This window comes from Exiguobacterium sp. s56 (genome assembly GCF_018618255.1).
GTDB lineage: Bacteria > Bacillota > Bacilli > Exiguobacteriales > Exiguobacteriaceae > Exiguobacterium > Exiguobacterium chiriqhucha.
The window spans coordinates 52,227-71,235 of the sequence record NZ_JACSLR010000009.1 but is presented as its reverse complement, the minus strand read 5'-3'; the positions used below and the strand labels follow the sequence as shown (position 1 = coordinate 71,235).

The window sequence follows — 19,009 nt, the reverse complement described above, 5'->3', positions numbered from 1 at the left end:
ATTCAGAGACAAGCGAAACGCCGTGTGGCCATGGCCACATCCGGTGCAGAAGCGATGGCCGAGATGACGGCGACGCCGTCCGCCCCGTCGTTCCGAATCATCGAAACGTGTTCCGGTGAGATGCCGCCAATCCCCACGATTGGCAGCTCTCTATACAAGGCTCGAACTTGGCGGATGAGCACCGTCCCGTTCACTGCCCCGGCGTCTTCTTTCGAATTCGTCGGGTAGACCGGACCGATGCCCACATAATCCGCATGCTCGATGGCCGCCGCTACTTCTTCGAGCGTGTGCACCGAGACACCAAGCCATTTGTTCGGGCCGATTCGCTTACGAACGCGTGCGGCCTCGGCATCATCCTGTCCGATATGCACGCCGTCGGCATCGATGCGCTCTGCTAGTTCGACGTCATCATTGATGATGAACGGAACATCGTATGAGCGGCAGAGTGTTTGCAACGCTCTCGCCATCGCTTCTTTTTTATCCCCATACAGTGCATGTTTACCTTTTTCACGAAATTGAAAACATGTCACGCCACATTGAAGTGCCGTTTCCACCGTCTGGAGCATGTCTTCCGCGTTCGCGGTTCCGCAAATAAAGTAGAGCCGCAACTGCTCAGCGATGGTTCGTTGTGATGGATTCAAGCGTCACACCTGCCTCTCCATGTGTCGCATACGCCCAGTGATTCGTCGGTCCATGTCCGGCACCGATATCGAGTCCATGCGTGATGGCACTTTGAATGAATCGCTTGGCGGTCACCGTCGCCTCGAGGATAGAATGGCCTTTGGCCAGTTCCGCCGTGAGCGCTGCCGAGAACGTACAACCGGTGCCATGCGTGTCACTCGTCTGGATGCGCGGGGCCGACAGGAGGAACGCCTCTGACGCCGTCATGACCAAATCGTCCGCAGTTGCGCCATCGAGATGTCCCCCTTTTAAAATAACGGCACGGACACCGTACGCTAACATCCGTTCTGCTGCTTCGATGCTGTCTTCAAACGTCCGAATCGTCATGCCCGTCAACACTTCCGCTTCCGGCACGTTCGGTGTGACGACGGTCGCGAGCGGCAAGAGGGATGTCTTGAGCGCCTGGACCGCCGAATCCTGAAGCAGCGAGGCCCCGCCTTTCGCAATCATGACCGGGTCAACGACGAGCCGATTGAATGTGTGACGCCGCACCCCGTCAGCGACCACCTCGATGCGCGCCGCATCGAACAACATCCCGGTCTTGCACGCTGCAATCATAAAGTCTGAACCGATTGCATCGAGTTGTTGCGTCACGAGTTCTGGTGACACCGCCTCGACCCCATGCACCCCACGCGTGTTTTGGGCCGTGACAGCCGTCAAAACACTCGTCCCGAACACACCGAGCTCTTGAAACGTCTTCAAATCAGCTTGAATGCCAGCGCCACCGCCCGAATCCGAACCGGCAATCGTCAACACTTGCTGCCGTATCATGACACCACCTCGATGCGGTCACTCGGCAACTCGACCGCCGTCATCTTGCCGAGCTCATTCAAGAAGTGAACGGGGAAGTCACCCGGCCCGTCGGCCAAAGCGGTAGCGAGTTCCCCGCACCGGGCATAACCGGCTAGCGCTGTCGCCGTGGCCGTAACCGCATCCCGTTCGACCGCAAGGAACGCACCGACGACCGCACTCAGTAAACAACCGGTCCCTGTCGTCCGGGCCATCGCGCCAGTGCCGCCTTTAATTTCAATCGTCACGTCCCCGTCACTGACGATATCCGTCTCTCCGGTCACGGCAACGACACAGTTGTAGCGCTTAGCCGCTTCACGCGCGATGTGATTCAAATCATCCCGCGTTTCCCCGGCGTCAACGCCGCGCGCCGCCGCGTCGAGACCAATCAATGTGGCGATTTCTCCGGCATTCCCACGGATGACCGTCGCACGGACAGATTGCAGAATCGCCTGGGCGACGTCGCGCCGAAATGAGGTCGCCCCGACACCAACCGGATCGAAGACGATCGGACTACCTGCTTGATTCGCCGCCTGTCCGGCTCGAATCATCGTACGTTCCGTCATTGCATCGAGTGTACCGATATTGAGCACGAGCGCATCGCTTAAAGACGCCATCTCGGCCACTTCTTCAACCGCTGACGCCATGACCGGGGCCGCCCCGATGGCGAGCAACCCGTTCGCTGAAAAGTTGGCGACGACGATATTCGTGATGTTGTGGATGAGTGGCCGTTCGGCTCTGACTTTGTCCCATAAGTCGCGCTTCATCGTGTCACCCCCGCCGGTAAATCCCACGACTCGAGCGTCCACGCCATCTCCCAAAACGCATGTTCATAATAACAACTCTTCAAGAACAACTGTTGATACCGAAAGCGTTCTTCCGCCGTCGCCTGCCCAGCGAGCACGTCGAGTCGTTCAATCTGTTCCTCGACGAGGTCGCGGAACCATTCCGACCCGTACGTCGCAATCCACGTCGCATAAATCGGATGATCGGGTGTCGCGTCTTTCATGCGTTCGCCAATCTCGTAATAAACCCAATAGCACGGCAAAATCGACGCGAGCACATCACCGAGCGTTGGACCGGCCTGTTGCATATGGAGCGCATAGGCGTAAGCCGTCGGGGCCGGCTCAAACGTCGCCCACTCCGCCTCCGTCACGTTGAGCAAGGTGAAAAACTCACGGTGAAGCGCATGCTCTGCTTCGATGGTATGGAGCGCGTGCGTCAAAAAGCGGCTCGCCACTTCCATGTTCGGGGCGAGTGTCGCGCCTTTCGCCTGTACTTTCGAGAACTGGTTCAAATAATACGAGTCTTGCATGACGTAATGCCGAAACTTCGCCTCGTCGAGTTCACCCGTTCCGAGCTCGCGGACGAACGGATGGTCAAAGCTGGCTTGAAACAAGGCATCGGCCTCTTGTCGTAAATGTGCGGTGAATGTCATGTTTTCTCCTCCTTTGTAATCAAAAAAGACGCCGCCTTCCATAACGGAAGCGGCGTCGGATTTACACAAAGTGTACGAAAACAATCGGTTCGCCCACTTCCCTACGCTAGCGTGAACTAGATCAGGTTCAAAGGGTCTGGACCTCGTCCATCTCAGCCGCGTCACGCGACTCCCCTAGTGGTAAACATTATGAAATTCGGTCGTCTACGACCACATCATATCAGTCTTTCCCTGTACTGAAAACCCTTTATCGCGAAAAGCGCCGGTTCAACAACGTCCCCATTTGCGAGAACCGCTCGGTGCCGAGCTTGCGACGGTTCGACGCGGCGAACACGTAATAATCGACTTTGCCCATATAATAAATCAAACGCAGGCCGGCCAAGAAGAACGTGATCGTCGTGCTGACGGCAAAGCCGACACCGTACCAATCGATGCCGCGCGGCAAGAGCAGTAACGCGAACAACGCGTTCAACGTGAAGAACGAGATGTTGACGAACAACGCGCCGCGCCGGTCCTCGAAATAGAGCAACAACAACGTCAAGATGAGAATCATCGCATTCGCGAACGCCGCGAGCGTCGTCATCCGAAAGATTTGACCGATCTCATCCGGGACACCAATCCAACTGACGAACACGCCCGCCATCAGGATGGCGAACAGCGTCACCACGCCTTGGCTCCGTGCGAGTCGAATCAACTCATTTTTCAATACGGACGTCATCGTCTGTTTCGCCTTCTCGATTTGATGGAGTGCCCCGCCGTAGTTGATTAATCCATAAAACGTACGGTAGCGCTCATAAAACCGGGTCTCGACGGCAACGACGAACAACAGTTGCGTCGGGATAATCGTCAAGTACGACCAGAAGATGGCCGTATCATAATACGGGTTGAACAGGAACGAGTCCGCGATGATGACACGTCCTTCACCGAACCAGATGATGAAATTCGTGACCCAAATCCCGAGCACGTACAACACGCCGATGGCGAACAAGTCCGGATAGCGGTCGAAGTACTTGAAGTACGAGAACTCTTTCACCGCGTAACGGAGTGGGAACGTCCGGAGCATCGCGAAGAATAACCCGAACAACGTCACAATCATCCCGACCGTGAAACCGAGCAACAGCTCGAGACTCGACGGGTCGACCATGAGACGGCTGATCGCATAGACGCTCCCGACCGAGATGAGTCCACCGAGCAGGAAGCTATAGGCCACCGCTTGATAATACTTGGCGGCACTGAGAAACAAAAACATGACCCAGATGACGTTAATCGTCATGAATAAAACGAACAACGTCAGTTTGTACAGAAAATCGAGCGGCGACAATAGCCAAAAGATACTATACAGCAAGCCTGCAGCGAGAATCGTCACTTTGAGCATCCCGGTGAATACCGGGAAAATCTCATGTGCCTTCTTCTCATAAAACAAGTCCGCCACGTATCGGGTGACGACGAGCTGTTGAAAACTGAACAAGATTTGCGAGAAGATGAACGCGTACGAGACCGAGATCATGAAGAGCGTCCGTTCGGCGAGCGACAACGTCGGCATTTGGAACGCCAACCATTGAATCGTACCGACGACCAAGATGACAATCAACCACGGTCCGGATGTGACGAGGCCGGAGAACGTGTACGCCTTCAGCCGGGACGAATAGTAGTCTTCTTGGAACAACTTCTGTAACTTAAACCCGATGCCCGCCATACTGTTCCCTCCTCGCTTCATAGATAGCCTTATAGCGGTCCACGACTTGTTGGAGACGATAATATTGGCGGACCCGCTCCCGTCCGTTCTTGCCGAACCGCATTCGTTCCTGCGGGTAATCCATCATCCATTCGACTTTGTCGGCGACCGCTTCCGGATGAACCGGTGGCACGATGAAACCGGCCGGACCAAACGGGTCATCCGCTCGTCCGTATAAAAGCTCGGAACAGGCGCCGACATCGGTGGCGACCCACGGAATCCCGGCGGCCATGCCTTCGAGAATCGCGAGCGGCTGCCCTTCCGAGATGCTCGTCAGGAGCAGTAGATCAAAGGTCGGCAAATACGTTTGGACGTCCACTTTCCCGGCCAGTTCGACATAATCGCTCAATCCGCTCTGTTCGATGAGCAGACGGCACTCTTCCGCATATTCTTCATCCTCGTCGAGTGGACCCATGATTGTCAGTTTGAACAGACGATGCCGCTCCTGCAAAATCTTGGCGGCGTAAATCATCGTCTTCAAGTCTTTGATGGGAACGAGGCGGACGATGGCACCGATTTGAAAGAGGTCGTGCTCCGGACGATTGACCGTCGCCTGGATTTGTCGGTCGGCAATCCCGTTGGCGATAATTTTCGTCTTCTCGCTCGGGGCGCCGATCCATTCCTGATATTCGCGATTCCGCTCGAACAAGGTGATAATTTCATCGGCCGCGTTATACGCCTCGCGGGACAAGTGGTGGAAGAACCGGACCCATCTCGGCTTATACGGCGCCGGAATCCAATACGACTGTAAAATTTCTTCCTCGCGTTCACGGGAATAAATGCCATGCTCGGTCAAGATGAACGGGATCCCTTGCGTCTCTTTCATGTAGGAAGCGACTACCCCGGCATAACCCGTCGATACGGAATGGACGAGGTCGACTTTCGGGAGCGGCTGATGGAGCACCCGCAAAATCGGGGTGTACATGCTTTGCCACATCCAGAAATAGTCGATGAACGAGCCGCCGTTCATCTCTTCGGCGTAGGCGGCCTTCACGTTGCGCCAAAAGAACTCGCTCGCGAAAAACGCCTCGCTCGAAGGCACTTCTTTCCCGAGTAGTCGCAACGCTTGCCGGTTCGGGCTTCTTAACATGAGCCAATCCGACACGTTCTGTTCGTCGTCGGCACCCCACTTCAATCGTCCCCTCGCGCGTTCACCTACGTCGTTCAAATACAGATGGGTGATGCCGGAGACGTTCGGAGGGAGCGCGTATTTCATGTCTTCTGGCCGTTTCTCGGTCGGTTGAATCGAGATGATTTCAAACGACACCTCGGGCATCGCCTCGATTAACGTCTGCGTCCAGCTCGATACGCCTCCGCTCACGTACGGATAACTGCCCTCTAAGACAAGTCCGATTTTCATTGCGCTTCCCCCTTGATGTCGATCTCAGCGTTCGCCGATGTCAGTTTGACGAGATAGAGCGGTCGGTCGGCCTCCCACTGCTCGACCGTCCCGAAATCAAACTTTCCTGTCTCGAGTGACTGGCCCGGTTTCAGGCGAATCGTAAAATGAGACGGGTTGACGAGCCCTTCCCCGGCCAAATAGACCGTCGACTCATCGAACGTGACGTTCAAATCAGCTTGTTGGTAGGTGATCATCTTTTCGGTCGCGTAATGTTGCGTATACGCTTCGAGATGCGGATATTGGTCTCTCACGTCATGGACGATTTTTCGCAGGCTCGTGAACATCGTATCCCAGTCCCGTCCGAAGGCCCGGTCTGGATCGATGACATCATCCGGGTGAATGAAGTGTGAAAACACGCCGAAGTTGGCGATTGCATCGACCATCTGAAAAATCGAGCCGCGCTCTTCCCCGTAATCGCTCGTCACGCGCGGGAAATGATAGAGATTCGGGTGCGTCGCATCAAATTCGAACTCTTGCACGAAATCCCCGCTTTCCGGTTCTCCGGTGTAGAGCGAGGCGATTGTACGAAGTTCCGGCAACGCCTCGGCAATCGCATCGACTCCCGTCCGGTTGAGCGCGTTCGACGGTGGGACGTATGACTTGAGCGTCTCGGCCGGGAAATAGTTCGCAAATACGGATTCGGCCTGTAATAACGACCGTTTCATCTCGTCTTTATCTTTCCACGGGATATATCCATACGTCGGATCAATCGGTTCATCGGCCGTGACGAGCGACTGATGATTGTAGCCATGCAGGCCGATTTCACCGCCGTGGGCAATCAGTTTTCGCCCGAAATACAACATCGGAAACTCGCCGCGCTTAATCAACTGCTCATCGACAAGTTCCATCTCTTCCTCATACGTCCCAATCATGGCACCTGTATAAATCACATCGTCGTCTTTCGCTAAATCGACCATGTCTTCCCACCAATCTTCGGCGAAGAAGTCTTTGACGGATTTATCAAGCGGGGTGGCAGAGACATCTTTCATCTTCCCATCCATGACCGGTGCCGGGAAATCATCAATGTACATGAGTTTGATGGCCGCTTGTGCCGTGACGAACGCCGGTGGCATCGTGCCGAGCGTCTGCACGAACAGTCCGCGAATCATCTTTTGGTTCGTGATGGTCGTGTTCCAGTATAGGACGTTCCCTTCGCCGACTCCGTATTCCCACAGGATTGGGAAACCTTCGGCTGACAACATGACGTTGGCGTCATCCGCGATTGCAAAGTCGACGACGCTATGAACGAACAGGTCGTCCGGCGGATTCAAGTCGACATAGCCCGGGAAAATCGTCTCCTCGAAATTCAAGCCGTATACGTCCGGCACATACTCACCAATTTCTTCAATCCCGGTCAACGCGTTCCACGCGGGGTCTTTGAACCGGTTCGCGAACACGAGGTTGCCGCCCTGTTCGACGTAACGCTTCATCGCGACGAACGGCCATCTCGATGAATCTTCTCCGGTAAAAATGATAATCGTATACGGAGAAGGCGCAATCGATCCGACGGCACCAGGACTGACTTCACGCACGTCGAGCTTCGCGTACTGCAAGCCGTGACGCAGATTGTCCGCCGTCTCGACCGCCAAATCTCCTTCATCCCGGACGAGATAAATTTGAAGTTGATGTTCGCCCGCTTTCGCTGACGCATCACTCTTCAATTGATCGATATTCATCTGCTGCTCGGCGACGTTCGGCAGTAACGTGTGCAGCGAATGAATCCGTAAGTATTGAATCGCACCGACGATGACTAGAAATAAGACGATGAAGAGCGAGAATGAGATTACAGTTCGTTTTTCCATGATGTCGTGTCACTCCATTCTTCAAACAACAGTCGGTACTCATACGGCACATCCTCGAGCGAAAACTGGGTCTGCATCATAAACATGACCGCCTTCACTTCGTTCCAACGCTCCCGCTCATAATAGAAGTTGATGAGCATGAGGTGGGCCTCGATTCGTTCAGGGAAATGATGGACGTACTCCTTCAGGATGTTCAATTGCTCTTTTGGATGCTGTAACGTGAGATAAATCTCGTTCAAGTCTTCATAAATCCATGGCGTCGGGGGATAGAGCGTCTTCGCTTTTAACAATTCTTCGAGCCATGCGGTCTGCTTGTCCTTCAACATGACCTCAGTGATGAGCTCGCTATGAATCATCCGTTTATAGATTGTCGCGAGCCGTTGAATCGTGTCGGGATTTCCCAAATCATACTCGCGTTTTGCCAATTTCAGTTCTTGTTCATACTGGTCGATTAAGATATTCATCGTCGCTGCCGCATAGTGGACGGTCTCACTGTCCGTACTCTCGAGACCCATCTGCAAATACTTCCCTTGTTGGTCAATCGACTGATTGACGTGCGTCAAAATCGAATGTTTCCGAATAGCCGGATCTTTAGAATTGATGGCATCGTTGAGCGGCAACAAGTGCGCGCTACTATTCGCTTCATGACGAATCTGTTCATAGTTGACGACTTTGAAATCGATATAGTCGTCATAGTCTTCAATCAGACCGCTCCGGCCAAAGCGCTCGGCCAAACGATACACCGCATAGACAGCAAATTCAGCCACAAACGGCAGGAACAGTCCGAAACTGAGGGCCGCCACCGCGACCCCATAGTCGGGTGCTTTCATCTTTCGTTTCAATACGATTAACAAGACGAAGGCGAGCACGGCGTGAACGACATAAATCCCAATCAATCCGAAACGAACCGTCGGCTCCATCCCGTCACACTCCCTTCTGGATCAAAATCCCTTCGATCCGATCATAAATCCGTTGACGGTGTTCTTCACTCGTTCCGGGGAGCAACAGCAACAGCTTGTTGTCTTCGGGATCGTAGCCGACGACATCGATTTCCCGTAAATACGAGTGGACGATGGCCTCGATACTCTCGAGCGAGACCGGTTCATAGCCGAGCGCATAATCGAGCACGATATACGGCTGTCCGTGGTGAAGTTTCTTTTGTTCTTGAATGGCGACCAGTTCCGTGAACGCCTCTTTCTTATAGAACGAGGTGCCTTTATGCATTTTCTCGTGCTGCTCTTTGCGAATCAGGTTTTCGGCGTTTTGGACGCGCGTCCCAATCCACGAGAATAAGATATTCAAGACGTGCAAGTCATCGGTCGTCAACTTGCGGAGCGGCAAGCGTTTGATGACGACGACTTCACGTGTCTGTCCGTCCACGACGATCGGCGCGAGCAACATCGGGTCCGTGTCCTCATCATCGAGCTGACGGAGTGTCGTCTCTTGCACTTGGAAGAACCGTTTGAACATGCTTGACGCCTCGTCGAGGAAAATTGTTTGCGGGAACTCTTTCTTTTCGGTTTGCCGAATCAAGAGGCGCATCGATTTCTGGGAGCGGTCGACGTGGTAAATGGCGACATCGCTCGCTAAAAACGTCTTTTTCAACAGGCGAATCGTTTCGCTTCGAATCAGTTCCGGGTGCGGCAAGTCGAGCGATACGGCAAGTTCATACAATTGGTTCAAGCTGTATTCGGATTGAAGTAGTTTTTGACGAAGTGTCGTTTGCGAAGTGTTGAGTAAATCGACGGTCTCTTTCAAATACGTGTTCTCATCTTTCAGTTCCTCATTGCGGAACTGACTGATTTCATAACGCTCTCGAAATGAGGTGCTGAACAACCCGACGATGACGGTGATGGCGAAGTAGTAAAACAGTGTAAGAAGTGAGTTTGTATCGTAGAACAAGAGGAAAATGTCCCCTCCCATTAAGCCGGTGTATAACACTTTATAGAGGAGCAAGATGCCAAAACTGATTAAGCCGAAGATAGTGCCGTATCGTAAGGCGAATAAGATGGCGGCCGCATAAAACATGTTCAACTCATTTTGAATCGTGCCTAGATTAAAGAATAGATCGATTCCAATCAACAGCGCGAACACGACAAGAATCTCAACCCATTTGAGCCACGGACGGTCTTGAGCGTATAAAATGATAATCCCCTCCTCGCGATTGGTTCCTCTTTACTGGTCCAACACATAGGCAGACGAATGTAAGTAGTGGATGACGGCATCTTCTAGTTTCCTCATACCCTAATCAACACCTAAAAATCCCACGTATTGTAATACGTCGGCTCGTGATAATGGATAAAACCGTTCGCTTCGGCCATGTCCCGACTGGTCGCTTCCTCTTGATCGGACACGGTGAGGACGGCAATCCCATACTCGTCTTGAATCACGTTCATCCGGTCGAGCATCTCCATCGACCACGAATCAGATGTGATTTCGGTGTAGTTGAAGCCTTCCCACATGAAGCCTTCCACATATGGGGCACTCGTCCGTTCGAGCGTCTCGATGCCCCAATTTTGAACGACCGGAACGCCGGGATACGCACGCTCAATCGCCTGCAGAAAATCCTCGAGCCCAGCCAACTGTTCCGCTAAGTCTTCTGGATAGTCCAAATGGACGTCATCGATGTCCCCAACCGTATCAAGGAAAATACCGTCCAAATGCTTGTTGATGACTTGTTTTTGAATCTCGCGGATTAAAATTTTGCGAAAGTCGGCCGAACTGATATCGGTCAAATACGAGTCCCACTTCGGAAAGTAAATCCGTTCCCCATCCCGATAGAAGTAGTCATCCTTGTCCATTTGGCCGATCAGCGCTCGATTCCACGAATCCGCCTCCATCACATTGATATACCCGAACACTTTCGTCCCGTTCGACCGAATCGTCTCGATCTGTTCGGGCGTATACCAAATCGGTTCGATAATGACGAGGTCGTAGCGAGCCATATCCTCGATAATCGCCTCGGTCGGCATGTTATAGAATATCTTGTAAGAGTGAATCTCATCAAAATCAAACGGCTCTCGTGTCGTACATCCTCCTAAAAAGAAAATGAGCAATAAGCCGGTAAGCCACAATCGTCGCACGCGGACACCTCCTTGGTGAGCAATCTGTCTTGGTGTGAATCGGTCCGTTTGACGTTGAACAACGAGTAAACATGCTAATTGTTTCTTTAGAAGGGAGAAAATGGATGAGAATCGATTTATTGAGAGTTGCCCGGTTCTGGCCCGACCTAAACGTCTCTCGCCCGATTCCGCTCACTAAAAATCTGCTATACAAAAAAGAAGACTGATGAAAACAGTCTTCTAGCGTCCAGTAATCAGCAAATATAAGTTGAAGGCCACGAGTCCAAGCGGAAATAAGGCCACGACAACAATCGGCCATTTCTTCGTCCGGATGCCGACAAATAAAAGTAAACTCCCTACTAGGAGCGCGATGAACGTCGTATACGGATTCAAGCGTCATTCCCCCTTCTATAGAGGGGCTTTTCCCGACTCGACCGAAACTTAACCGTTTGAACACCAAAGCGTCGAAAAGGCGTCACGAATTCGTCGGGCTTCATCTGCACGAAAGGGATATCCCGCCCGCTCGGCGACCCGTCTGCTCGTGCGTTCGAACTGCTCGACCAACGCTTCATGGGCCGCCTCGAGGGAAGTGGTCTCGATTGCCGGGAATGTATGAAGATAGCTGTCCCACCTTGCCGCATCCATATATGGGGCCAGAGCGTCACCGGCCTTCCCGGCGTTCACGGTGAAGTCCGTCTTAAAACCGACCTCCCACGACAGCATCTGACGGAGCATCGTCCGCATAATCGTGACATGGTCGTACGCGTATAATAACTGCCCCCGCTTGATGCCTTTGACGACGTAAAGCGACACCCACCAAAACTCGTTCCAACACTGCTCATAGTCAAATCGGCTCGGTCGGTGGATGCGGTACGTGTCATCAGATGGAATCGGTTCACCGGCAATCCCGTCTTTATCGACGAGGACGAGACTGAGTGAGTCCGCTTGAATCGCCTGTTGCACGTCACGCAGCGGGCGAACGGTCAAATCGACGCGATGACCGGCTGCAAACTGGACGAGAAACGCGAAACGCTCATATTCGTCGCCTCCCGGCACCTCGTCCGGCATCTGCATGATCAAGACGTCCCCGAGCGGCAGCATCCAGGAACGGTCCTCGATGAACGTGGTCACGTCTTCGACGAAACAAGTGACATCGACGTCTTGAAAGCAGTCCACCGGCACGTTCGGATTGACGAGCGACCCGTTCAAGACGAGGACGCGGACGTCTTCCCGCTCCGCGGCCACGGACGTCAAATGCTCGAGCACTTGCTCATTGGTCATATGACGTTCGCCCCGAGCGAGCGGGCGATTTGGACGGCCTGTATCACATCGATCGTCGCTTGTTTCAGGATGACGTCCGAGAAATCGACCCCGTCCATCTCGGCCCCTACAAAATCGGCACCGGTGCAATCCGCGTGCTGCAACACGGCGCGGGACAAGACGGCGTTCGTCCAGCGTGATTCTTTCAAATCCGCACCGTATAAATCGGCCTCGGTCAACCGGACACCGGACCAATCCATCTTCCGGAGCGGGGCGTGACGCAGATTGACGAACGACCAATCTCCTTCACGCACGACGACCCCTTCGAACGTGCATGACTCGAACGACGAGCCTGTCATCTTGCACTGATCGAACTCGCTCAAAAACAGATTCGCCCCATTGAACTGACAGTTTAGGAACGAGCTGCCGCTGTGGCGCGAGGCGTTCCACTTCGAATCGGTGAAGTCACAGTTGATGAAACGACACTGTTCGGTCTCGAACTCGGTCGCATCGATATAGGTGAAGCGACAGTTCTCGAACGTCGTCTGCGTAAGTTGGATGTCACGGAGCGTCTCGTCGCGGAAGTCCTCACCTTTATAACTCTCATTTGATTGAAACATGACCTGCCTCCTTGGCGTATACTTGATGTAGCTTAAGGAATGGAGTGATGAAAATGGATATCGTATTTCCGACCGAGCACGGCACGTTCAATTATCGCGTCGCCGGCATCTGGGTCCAGGACGGTCATTTGCTCGTTCATCGGAACGTGAACGATGACTTTTGGGCGTTGCCGGGCGGCCGGGTCGGCATCGGCGAAGAAGCCGAGCTCGCCTTGACGCGTGAGCTGCAAGAAGAACTCGAAGCGACATTGACGGGAACGACGTTCGCTTTCGTCTCCGAAAATTTCTTCACGTATTTGGAGCGCACGGTCCACGAGATCGGCATGTACTTTTATGTAACGGGTGACCTCCCGCTCCGGCATGGAGACTTCCATGGACCGGAAGGGGATCACCTCATCTATCGTTGGCAGCCGCTCGACGCGCTCCGGGACTTGAAACTCTTCCCCGAGACACTCTATGCGTTGCCGCAATCACTGCCGCCCCACTTTATCGATCGCTGAGCTTGATAGAATCGACTTCAACTCGTGCAAGTCTTGAATCTCATATGTCGTCTCGACCGACGCCGCAATCTCGTGCGGATTGTACCAGCACGTGTCGAGCCCATACATGCGCCCGCCGGCGATATCTGCCGTCAGCGAGTCACCGACGATGAGTCCACGTTGCGGTGCCACGTTCGGCACGCGGTCGAACACGTAATCGAAGAACGGTTTCATCGGCTTTTGCGATCCGGTCGCATCCGAGACGAACACGTCCTGGAAATAAGGGAGCAGTCCCGACGCTTCGAGCCGCTTGAACTGAGTCTCCGTCACACCATTCGTGACGATATAGAGCGGATACTGTTCACTGAGCGTTCGGACGAGCTCGAGTGCCCCATCGATGATGTGCACCCCGTCGTGCAAATGGTCGCGATAGCGCTGTTCGACTTCATGCGCGTCGATTGTGATGCCGAGCGTATCGAACAGTTGCGTGTGTCGGCCCATTAAGACGTCTTCCCGTCCGACCTCGCCACGCTCGAACGCGCGCCATAATCCGTTATTGATCGTCACGTACTGTTGTTTCAATTCATCTGTCATCCGAACGTTGTGTGCCGCGAGCAACTGCTCCAAGGCGACGTGCTCGCTCTGTTTAAAGTCGAGCAACGTGTCGTCGACATCGAATAAAATCGCTTCATACCGTTTCATAATCTCTATTACCCCTCTCTGCCTCTAATGTACAGGAACAGACATAGAAGTTCAAAAAAGGAGCGAGCCCTATGCCCAAAAAGCCAATCACCAACCTCGAGTATTCGAACAAAGAACTCGAATCGTTTTTTTACTTTGCCGATGAGACGTTCGGCATCGATTTTCGCGAGTGGTACAAAGCTGGCGAATGGACTGACCACTATCGCTGTTATTCATTGACGTTCTATCGGAATGTCATCTCGAACGTCGGGATGAGCCGAATGACAGTGATGATGGACGGAACCGCTCGCGAGACGTATCAGATCGGGACGGTCATGACCGACGAGGATCGACAAGGACAAGGGCTCGCCACCCGCATCTTCAAGCATGTGTTCAAGCAACATGACACGGATGGGTTACCTTATTTTTTGGCTTGTGACGAAGGGGTTGCACCATTTTACGAGCAACAGGGGTTCTCCGTCCAACCCGAACCGGAGCTAGTCGTTTCAGTCTCGGGATCGGCTTCCCTACTCGAACATGTTGACGTCGATGCCGAACAGTGGCGTCGTTTCAAACTAGAGTCACTCCCGTTTTCACCGCGTCTGTATACGACAGACGACATGCACATTTGGATGTTCCATTACTATCAAGGGATGGACGAGGACGTGTATCGTTTCGATGACGTCCATGTCATTTATATGATTGAGCGCTCGCGCTTAAACTTGTATGCCGTGCTGTCGCCGCGGCCTGTCGATATGCGTGACGTCGTGGCCCGGCTCTCCTTTGAAGGCATCACCGAAATCGTCTTTAAATTCACGCCGGACCTGGACGGTGTGGAGCAACGTCCGTCCCGCGACGGCCAATGGATGATTCGCATGAACGAAGGACAATTTTTCCCGGAAGGTTGTCGCTTTCCTTATTTATCGAAAGCATGAAAAAAACTCGCCTTAGGGGCGAGTTTTTTGCGTATGGAAGGCATGTCCGAGCGACTGCGCCGCTTCTTTGACGGCTCGTCGCGCTTCCGGAACGTATGCGTAGTAGTTGACGAAGCCGTGGATGAGTCCTCCGTAATTGTGATACGTCACCGGGACACCGAGACTAATCAATTTATTGGCGTACGCTCGGCCGAGGTCACGGAGCGGGTCATATTCTGCCGTCAACAGCGTCGTCGGCGGCAGTTTCGCCAAATGTGGCGAAACGATCGGCGAGGCGTAGGGGTGGGTCAATTCAGTCTCGTCATGAAAGTATTGGTGTTGGAACCAACGAATCAACGCCTCGTCGAGCAAATAGCCGGTCGCATACTCGATTAACGATAACGGCAGATTCTCCTCGGTCCCCGTCACCGGATAAAATAACAGCTGATGCATGGCGAGGGGACGGCCTTGCTCGATGGCCATCAAAGCGCTGACCGTGGCGAGCGTCCCCCCAGCGCTGTCACCGCCGACGGCGATGCGCTCGGCATCGATTTCGAGTTCCGAGGCGTGATCCGCAATCCAAACGAGCGCCTCATAGCTGTCGTAGACGGCTGTCGGGAATTTATGTTCCGGCGCGAGTCGATAACCGACCGAGATGACGGTACAGTCGGCCTCATTCGCGATCGTCCGGCAAATCGCATCATGCGTGTCGAGACTCCCCGTGACATAGCCACCCCCGTGATAATAGACGAGGGCAGGGGCAAGCGTTCGACTCGATCGATAGATGCGGATTGGAAGTGAGCGATTCGGGAGCGTGATCCAGCGCTCCTCGACATCAAGCACATGTTCTCTATGTTGAAATCGGGTCATCATTGCGTCTTCTTGTCGTCTTAATTCGAGCGGATCCAATTGGTCATATGTGGTCGAGAGCTGATTTTGAAACTGGTTCAAATAAAATTGAATCGTCGGATTGACTGGCAATGGGAATCCCTTCTTTCTCTTTTAGGCGTTCAGTTGCCTATTCCCAGCCGCGTCCGACCTTAAGCAGATTCACGTGCTTTTTGCAAAGCACGACGATACATATACGCCAAAACGACACCACTCGCGTAAACAATGGTCCAGACATTCACGAGGATAGACTGGCCAATCGGCTTGAAGAAATAATCCCACGCCCCATCGACGTGCCAAACCATCGCCGTGGAAATGACATACGATACGATGAGCCCACATGCGAGCCACGGGAACATCTCACGCCGCCCAAACCACCACACACTCGACCACACGATCGCTGGAATCAGAAGATAACCGAGCGCATTCCCCCATAGAAAGTCTGCCGCTGTCACGAAAAAGCCCCACGGCAGACACAAGATCGCGACAAAAATGATTCGTCCGAGCATCATGCTTGCCCCTGTTGATTCTTTTTCCACCAGACGAACAAGAAGACCCCCATCCCGACGAACAGAATCAGCATCGAGAAAATAAGTTGTTGCTCGAGCGGCAAACTCGTCTGGGCAAACGCGTATTGTGGTCCGAATAAGAGAATCGGAATGATCAGATTGATCCATGTCTTCGTCCACACCGAGACGGTGAGCAACGTGACGACGGCCAGTCCGAACAATACGAGTTGACCGGTTGGACCGAACACGATCGTCGGGGTCTCGACGAAGATGTCGAGTATCATCAGCCCGAGGAACAATGTCATCGGCAGCGCAGCGAGCGTGATGTACGTCGCCCCATTTTTAAATTTGCTTTCTTTTGAGCGGACCGACATGTGGCGGAACGCTTGTGAGGCGGCCAGCAAGAACAGGACGGCGATGAGCGGGAACCCAATCAACTGGACCGTCGAGAATGTCATCTCGCCTTGAATGAAATTAGCGATGATGATGTAGGCGAACACGTTCGGAATGATCATCGCAACAATTTTGACGAACCCCTTCACGTCAAACGTCATCTCGCTTCCGAGGTGTTGCATGTAGTCTTTCGGGCTCTGGCCGACGACCTCGTCCACACCTTTTCCCGCTCGTTCCGCTTCTTCGAGATGGTCTTTTAACTCCTCGACAACTTCTTTTACTTCATCTTCCGATTTCCCGCTCGACATGAGATATACCGCCAAGTCATCCAAAAAATCACGACTCTTTTTTGAAAGTTCCATCTTCATTCCCCTCTCCGAGTACGCGGTCGACACCGCTTGACACTTCCGCCCAACGTTGTTTGAAGGCCAGCAACTCTTGGTGCCCCGCCTCCGTCAAAATGTAATATTTTCGTTTCGGTCCCCCTGATGGTAACGCTTTTTGGACCGTCTCGACCCACCCTTCTTTCTTCATCCGTAACAGGACCGGGTAAATACTGCCCTCACTCACCATCGTGAATCCGTACGCCTGCAACTTCTCCGACATCTCATAGCCGTACGTCTCTCCTTTATCGATGATGGCCAACAGGCAACCTTCGAGCAATCCTTTTAACATTTGACTCATCGCCATGGCGTATCCTCACTTTCACCAAACTAACTTGTTATACATAATAGTAATGGAAGGAGCTACCATTTGCAACTACTTTGTAAAACAAGTTAGTTGCGCATCGAGAGGTTTATTTTTTCAAATCAGGTGAATACTTCTTAAGGTGAAGCAAAAAGATAAAGGAGTGTTTGAATATGCATACCGATTTTACGAAGATGTACATTGATGGCCAATGGGTCGAAGGGTCAAGCGACAAATCGATCGATAACACCAACCCGTTCACGGACGAGACATTGTTCTCGATTCGTTCGGCCGACGAGTCTGATCTCGACAAGGCTTATGCCGTTGCGAAAGAAGCACAAACCGAATGGGCGACGATGCTGCCACAAAATCGACGGGCCTTGATTGAGAAGTTCGCCGAAGTGACGTTACAACATAAAGAAGACATCATCGAGTGGCTCGTCAAAGAATCGGGTAGCACACGTATCAAAGCAGAAGGTGAATTTTTAGCATCGATGGCGATCATCAAGGAAGCGGCGACGTTCCCATTCCGGATGGACGGACTCATCAAGCCGTCAATCGTCCCGAACAAAGAGAACCGGGTCTACCGGAAACCGCTCGGCGTCATCGGCGTCATCAGCCCATGGAACTTCCCGTTCCACCTCGCAGTCCGCTCAATCGTCTCCGCGCTCGCGACGGGCAATACCGTCGTCGTCAAACCGGCGACAGCGACACCGGTCACAGGTGGTCTCCTGTTCGCCTCGTTATTTGAAGAGGCGGGGCTTCCGAAAGGCGTCTTGAACGTCGTTGTCGGTCGCGGTTCGGAGATTGGGGACGCCATCGTCGAGCACCCGGTGCCAAAACTCATTTCGTTCACTGGTTCGACCGAGGTCGGCAAAGGCATCGCCGAGAAGGCCGGACGCCTGTTGAAGAAAACAGCGCTCGAACTCGGCGGGAATAACGTCTTCGTCGTGTTAGACGACGCCGACATAGATCGTGCCGTCGAATCGGCCGTCTACTCGAAGTTCTATCATCAAGGGCAAATCTGTATGTCGACGAACCGGATTCTCGTCGCCGAGTCGATTCACGATGCGTTCCTTGAAAAATTTGTGGAGCGGGTTCGCGCCTTGAAGTTCGGCAACCCGAACGAATCGGATACACAAGTCGGGCCGCTCATCGATCACGATCAAGTCGACCGCATCCTCGATCAAATCAAGCAGACGGTCGACGCCGGTGCGACGCTCCAGGTCGGCGGCAACGCTGACGGGAACGTGCTCGAGCCGACTGTCGTGAGCGGTGTCACGAATGACATGCCACTCGCGAAAAATGAGATTTTCGGACCGGTCGCCGTCATTCTGTCGTTCAAAGATGACGCCGAGGCGCTGAAACTCTCGAACGAACTCCCGTACGGACTGAGCGGTGCCGTCCACGGTTCAATCTATCGCGCGACCGAGTTCGCCCGCCAAGTCGAGACGGGGATGATTCACGTCAACGACCAATCGGTGAACGATGAGCCGCACTTGCCGTTCGGTGGTGAGAAAGATTCTGGTCTTGGCCGTTTCAACGGCGAATGGGTGCTTGAGGAGTTCACGACGCTCCAATGGGTATCGGTCATGCATGAACGCCGTGAATACAAACCATTTTTCTCATAAGCACAAAAAACTGTTTCGGTCCGTGGACCGAAACAGTT

General features: G+C 53.3%; 21 protein-coding genes and 1 riboswitch. Of the genes, 3 read left to right on the top strand and 18 right to left on the bottom strand.

What is annotated here, in order from left to right:
- Positions 1–2: 2 nt before the first annotated feature.
- The 13 genes from thiE to KNP71_RS09825 form a co-directional block, all read right to left on the bottom strand.
- Positions 3–641 (bottom strand): thiamine phosphate synthase, encoded by a 639-nt coding sequence (thiE, locus tag KNP71_RS09885; RefSeq protein ID WP_029594509.1) that lies wholly within the window; start codon positions 639–641, stop codon positions 3–5.
- Positions 613–1,449, bottom strand: a complete 837-nt coding sequence (gene thiD / locus KNP71_RS09880; protein ID WP_214830633.1) for a bifunctional hydroxymethylpyrimidine kinase/phosphomethylpyrimidine kinase — start codon at positions 1,447–1,449, stop codon at positions 613–615. The genes thiE and thiD overlap by 29 nt, the downstream gene beginning before the upstream one ends.
- Complete coding sequence (gene thiM, locus KNP71_RS09875; RefSeq protein ID WP_214830601.1) at positions 1,449–2,237, bottom strand: hydroxyethylthiazole kinase; 789 nt, start codon at positions 2,235–2,237, stop codon at positions 1,449–1,451. Before thiM ends, thiD begins: the two co-directional genes overlap by 1 nt.
- Entirely contained in the window at positions 2,234–2,908 is a 675-nt protein-coding gene (tenA, locus tag KNP71_RS09870; protein WP_214830600.1) for a thiaminase II, read from the bottom strand. Before tenA ends, thiM begins: the two co-directional genes overlap by 4 nt.
- A gap of 81 nt (positions 2,909–2,989) precedes the next feature.
- Positions 2,990–3,094, bottom strand: a riboswitch (TPP riboswitch).
- A gap of 61 nt (positions 3,095–3,155) precedes the next feature.
- Positions 3,156–4,604 carry an exopolysaccharide Pel transporter PelG gene (pelG, locus tag KNP71_RS09865; RefSeq protein ID WP_214830599.1) on the bottom strand — a complete coding sequence of 483 codons (1,449 nt, stop codon included), beginning with the start codon at positions 4,602–4,604 and terminating at the stop codon, positions 3,156–3,158.
- Positions 4,585–6,003 carry a GT4 family glycosyltransferase PelF gene (pelF, locus tag KNP71_RS09860; RefSeq protein ID WP_021065926.1) on the bottom strand — a complete coding sequence of 473 codons (1,419 nt, stop codon included), beginning with the start codon at positions 6,001–6,003 and terminating at the stop codon, positions 4,585–4,587. Before pelF ends, pelG begins: the two co-directional genes overlap by 20 nt.
- Complete coding sequence (locus KNP71_RS09855) at positions 6,000–7,847, bottom strand: DUF2194 domain-containing protein (RefSeq protein ID WP_021065925.1); 1,848 nt, start codon at positions 7,845–7,847, stop codon at positions 6,000–6,002. Before KNP71_RS09855 ends, pelF begins: the two co-directional genes overlap by 4 nt.
- Complete coding sequence (locus KNP71_RS09850; protein WP_214830598.1) at positions 7,829–8,767, bottom strand: tetratricopeptide repeat protein; 939 nt, start codon at positions 8,765–8,767, stop codon at positions 7,829–7,831. Before KNP71_RS09850 ends, KNP71_RS09855 begins: the two co-directional genes overlap by 19 nt.
- 4 nt (positions 8,768–8,771) lie before the next feature.
- A complete protein-coding gene (locus tag KNP71_RS09845; protein ID WP_214830596.1) occupies positions 8,772–9,941 on the bottom strand; it encodes a GAF domain-containing protein in 1,170 nt (389 codons plus the stop codon).
- A gap of 161 nt (positions 9,942–10,102) precedes the next feature.
- Positions 10,103–10,930: a glycoside hydrolase family 191 protein gene (locus KNP71_RS09840; protein ID WP_241764562.1), complete on the bottom strand. Its 828-nt coding sequence runs from the start codon at positions 10,928–10,930 to the stop codon at positions 10,103–10,105.
- Between the two features lie 219 nt (positions 10,931–11,149).
- Positions 11,150–11,302, bottom strand: coding sequence for a hypothetical protein (locus KNP71_RS09835; RefSeq protein WP_021065921.1), 153 nt, complete (start codon positions 11,300–11,302; stop codon positions 11,150–11,152).
- Between the two features lie 48 nt (positions 11,303–11,350).
- Positions 11,351–12,190: an aminoglycoside 6-adenylyltransferase gene (locus KNP71_RS09830; RefSeq protein WP_214715750.1), complete on the bottom strand. Its 840-nt coding sequence runs from the start codon at positions 12,188–12,190 to the stop codon at positions 11,351–11,353.
- Positions 12,187–12,789 carry a pentapeptide repeat-containing protein gene (locus tag KNP71_RS09825; protein WP_058765043.1) on the bottom strand — a complete coding sequence of 201 codons (603 nt, stop codon included), beginning with the start codon at positions 12,787–12,789 and terminating at the stop codon, positions 12,187–12,189. The genes KNP71_RS09830 and KNP71_RS09825 overlap by 4 nt, the downstream gene beginning before the upstream one ends.
- A 53-nt stretch (positions 12,790–12,842) precedes the next feature.
- On the opposite strand from KNP71_RS09825, the gene KNP71_RS09820 reads away from it, so the two are divergent.
- A complete protein-coding gene (locus KNP71_RS09820; RefSeq protein WP_214830595.1) occupies positions 12,843–13,289 on the top strand; it encodes an NUDIX hydrolase in 447 nt (148 codons plus the stop codon).
- Here the strand turns inward: KNP71_RS09820 and KNP71_RS09815 are convergent.
- Entirely contained in the window at positions 13,260–13,970 is a 711-nt protein-coding gene (locus KNP71_RS09815) for a YjjG family noncanonical pyrimidine nucleotidase (protein ID WP_214830593.1), read from the bottom strand. The two genes, KNP71_RS09820 and KNP71_RS09815, sit on opposite strands and share 30 nt — an antisense overlap.
- Before the next feature lie 71 nt (positions 13,971–14,041).
- Between KNP71_RS09815 and KNP71_RS09810 the strand changes: the two genes are divergently transcribed.
- Positions 14,042–14,884 carry a GNAT family N-acetyltransferase gene (locus tag KNP71_RS09810; RefSeq protein ID WP_214830590.1) on the top strand — a complete coding sequence of 281 codons (843 nt, stop codon included), beginning with the start codon at positions 14,042–14,044 and terminating at the stop codon, positions 14,882–14,884.
- Positions 14,885–14,896: 12 nt separating this feature from the next.
- On the opposite strand, the gene KNP71_RS09805 is transcribed toward KNP71_RS09810, so the two are convergent.
- The 4 genes from KNP71_RS09805 to KNP71_RS09790 are packed head-to-tail and all read right to left on the bottom strand — an operon-like array spanning position 14,897 to position 17,343.
- On the bottom strand, positions 14,897–15,844 hold the full coding sequence (locus tag KNP71_RS09805; protein ID WP_029594495.1) for an alpha/beta hydrolase: 948 nt from the start codon (positions 15,842–15,844) through the stop codon (positions 14,897–14,899).
- Positions 15,845–15,903: 59 nt separating this feature from the next.
- Positions 15,904–16,260, bottom strand: a complete 357-nt coding sequence (locus KNP71_RS09800; RefSeq protein WP_021065914.1) for a hypothetical protein — start codon at positions 16,258–16,260, stop codon at positions 15,904–15,906.
- Positions 16,260–17,015: an HAAS domain-containing protein gene (locus KNP71_RS09795; RefSeq protein WP_021065913.1), complete on the bottom strand. Its 756-nt coding sequence runs from the start codon at positions 17,013–17,015 to the stop codon at positions 16,260–16,262. The genes KNP71_RS09800 and KNP71_RS09795 overlap by 1 nt, the downstream gene beginning before the upstream one ends.
- The gene (locus KNP71_RS09790) at positions 16,990–17,343 is read right to left on the bottom strand and encodes a PadR family transcriptional regulator (RefSeq protein WP_128123661.1); all 354 of its coding nucleotides are present in this window, start codon (positions 17,341–17,343) and stop codon (positions 16,990–16,992) included. The genes KNP71_RS09795 and KNP71_RS09790 overlap by 26 nt, the downstream gene beginning before the upstream one ends.
- 170 nt (positions 17,344–17,513) lie before the next feature.
- On the opposite strand from KNP71_RS09790, the gene KNP71_RS09785 reads away from it, so the two are divergent.
- Entirely contained in the window at positions 17,514–18,971 is a 1,458-nt protein-coding gene (locus KNP71_RS09785; RefSeq protein ID WP_029594491.1) for an aldehyde dehydrogenase family protein, read from the top strand.
- Positions 18,972–19,009 lie beyond the last annotated feature (38 nt).

What these genes read in the sequence shown, in the direction of transcription:
- thiM (WP_214830601.1), bottom strand. Translation starts at nt 2,237, where the DNA reads ATGAAGCGCGACTTATGGGACAAAGTCAGAGCCGAACGGCCACTCATC.
- tenA (WP_214830600.1), bottom strand. Translation starts at nt 2,908, where the DNA reads ATGACATTCACCGCACATTTACGACAAGAGGCCGATGCCTTGTTTCAA.
- pelG (WP_214830599.1), bottom strand. Translation starts at nt 4,604, where the DNA reads ATGGCGGGCATCGGGTTTAAGTTACAGAAGTTGTTCCAAGAAGACTAC.
- pelF (WP_021065926.1), bottom strand. Translation starts at nt 6,003, where the DNA reads ATGAAAATCGGACTTGTCTTAGAGGGCAGTTATCCGTACGTGAGCGGA.
- KNP71_RS09855 (WP_021065925.1), bottom strand. Translation starts at nt 7,847, where the DNA reads ATGGAAAAACGAACTGTAATCTCATTCTCGCTCTTCATCGTCTTATTT.
- KNP71_RS09850 (WP_214830598.1), bottom strand. Translation starts at nt 8,767, where the DNA reads ATGGAGCCGACGGTTCGTTTCGGATTGATTGGGATTTATGTCGTTCAC.
- KNP71_RS09830 (WP_214715750.1), bottom strand. Translation starts at nt 12,190, where the DNA reads ATGACCAATGAGCAAGTGCTCGAGCATTTGACGTCCGTGGCCGCGGAG.
- KNP71_RS09825 (WP_058765043.1), bottom strand. Translation starts at nt 12,789, where the DNA reads ATGTTTCAATCAAATGAGAGTTATAAAGGTGAGGACTTCCGCGACGAG.
- KNP71_RS09820 (WP_214830595.1), top strand. Translation starts at nt 12,843, where the DNA reads ATGGATATCGTATTTCCGACCGAGCACGGCACGTTCAATTATCGCGTC.
- KNP71_RS09815 (WP_214830593.1), bottom strand. Translation starts at nt 13,970, where the DNA reads ATGAAACGGTATGAAGCGATTTTATTCGATGTCGACGACACGTTGCTC.
- KNP71_RS09810 (WP_214830590.1), top strand. Translation starts at nt 14,042, where the DNA reads ATGCCCAAAAAGCCAATCACCAACCTCGAGTATTCGAACAAAGAACTC.
- KNP71_RS09800 (WP_021065914.1), bottom strand. Translation starts at nt 16,260, where the DNA reads ATGCTCGGACGAATCATTTTTGTCGCGATCTTGTGTCTGCCGTGGGGC.
- KNP71_RS09795 (WP_021065913.1), bottom strand. Translation starts at nt 17,015, where the DNA reads ATGGAACTTTCAAAAAAGAGTCGTGATTTTTTGGATGACTTGGCGGTA.
- KNP71_RS09790 (WP_128123661.1), bottom strand. Translation starts at nt 17,343, where the DNA reads ATGGCGATGAGTCAAATGTTAAAAGGATTGCTCGAAGGTTGCCTGTTG.
- KNP71_RS09785 (WP_029594491.1), top strand. Translation starts at nt 17,514, where the DNA reads ATGCATACCGATTTTACGAAGATGTACATTGATGGCCAATGGGTCGAA.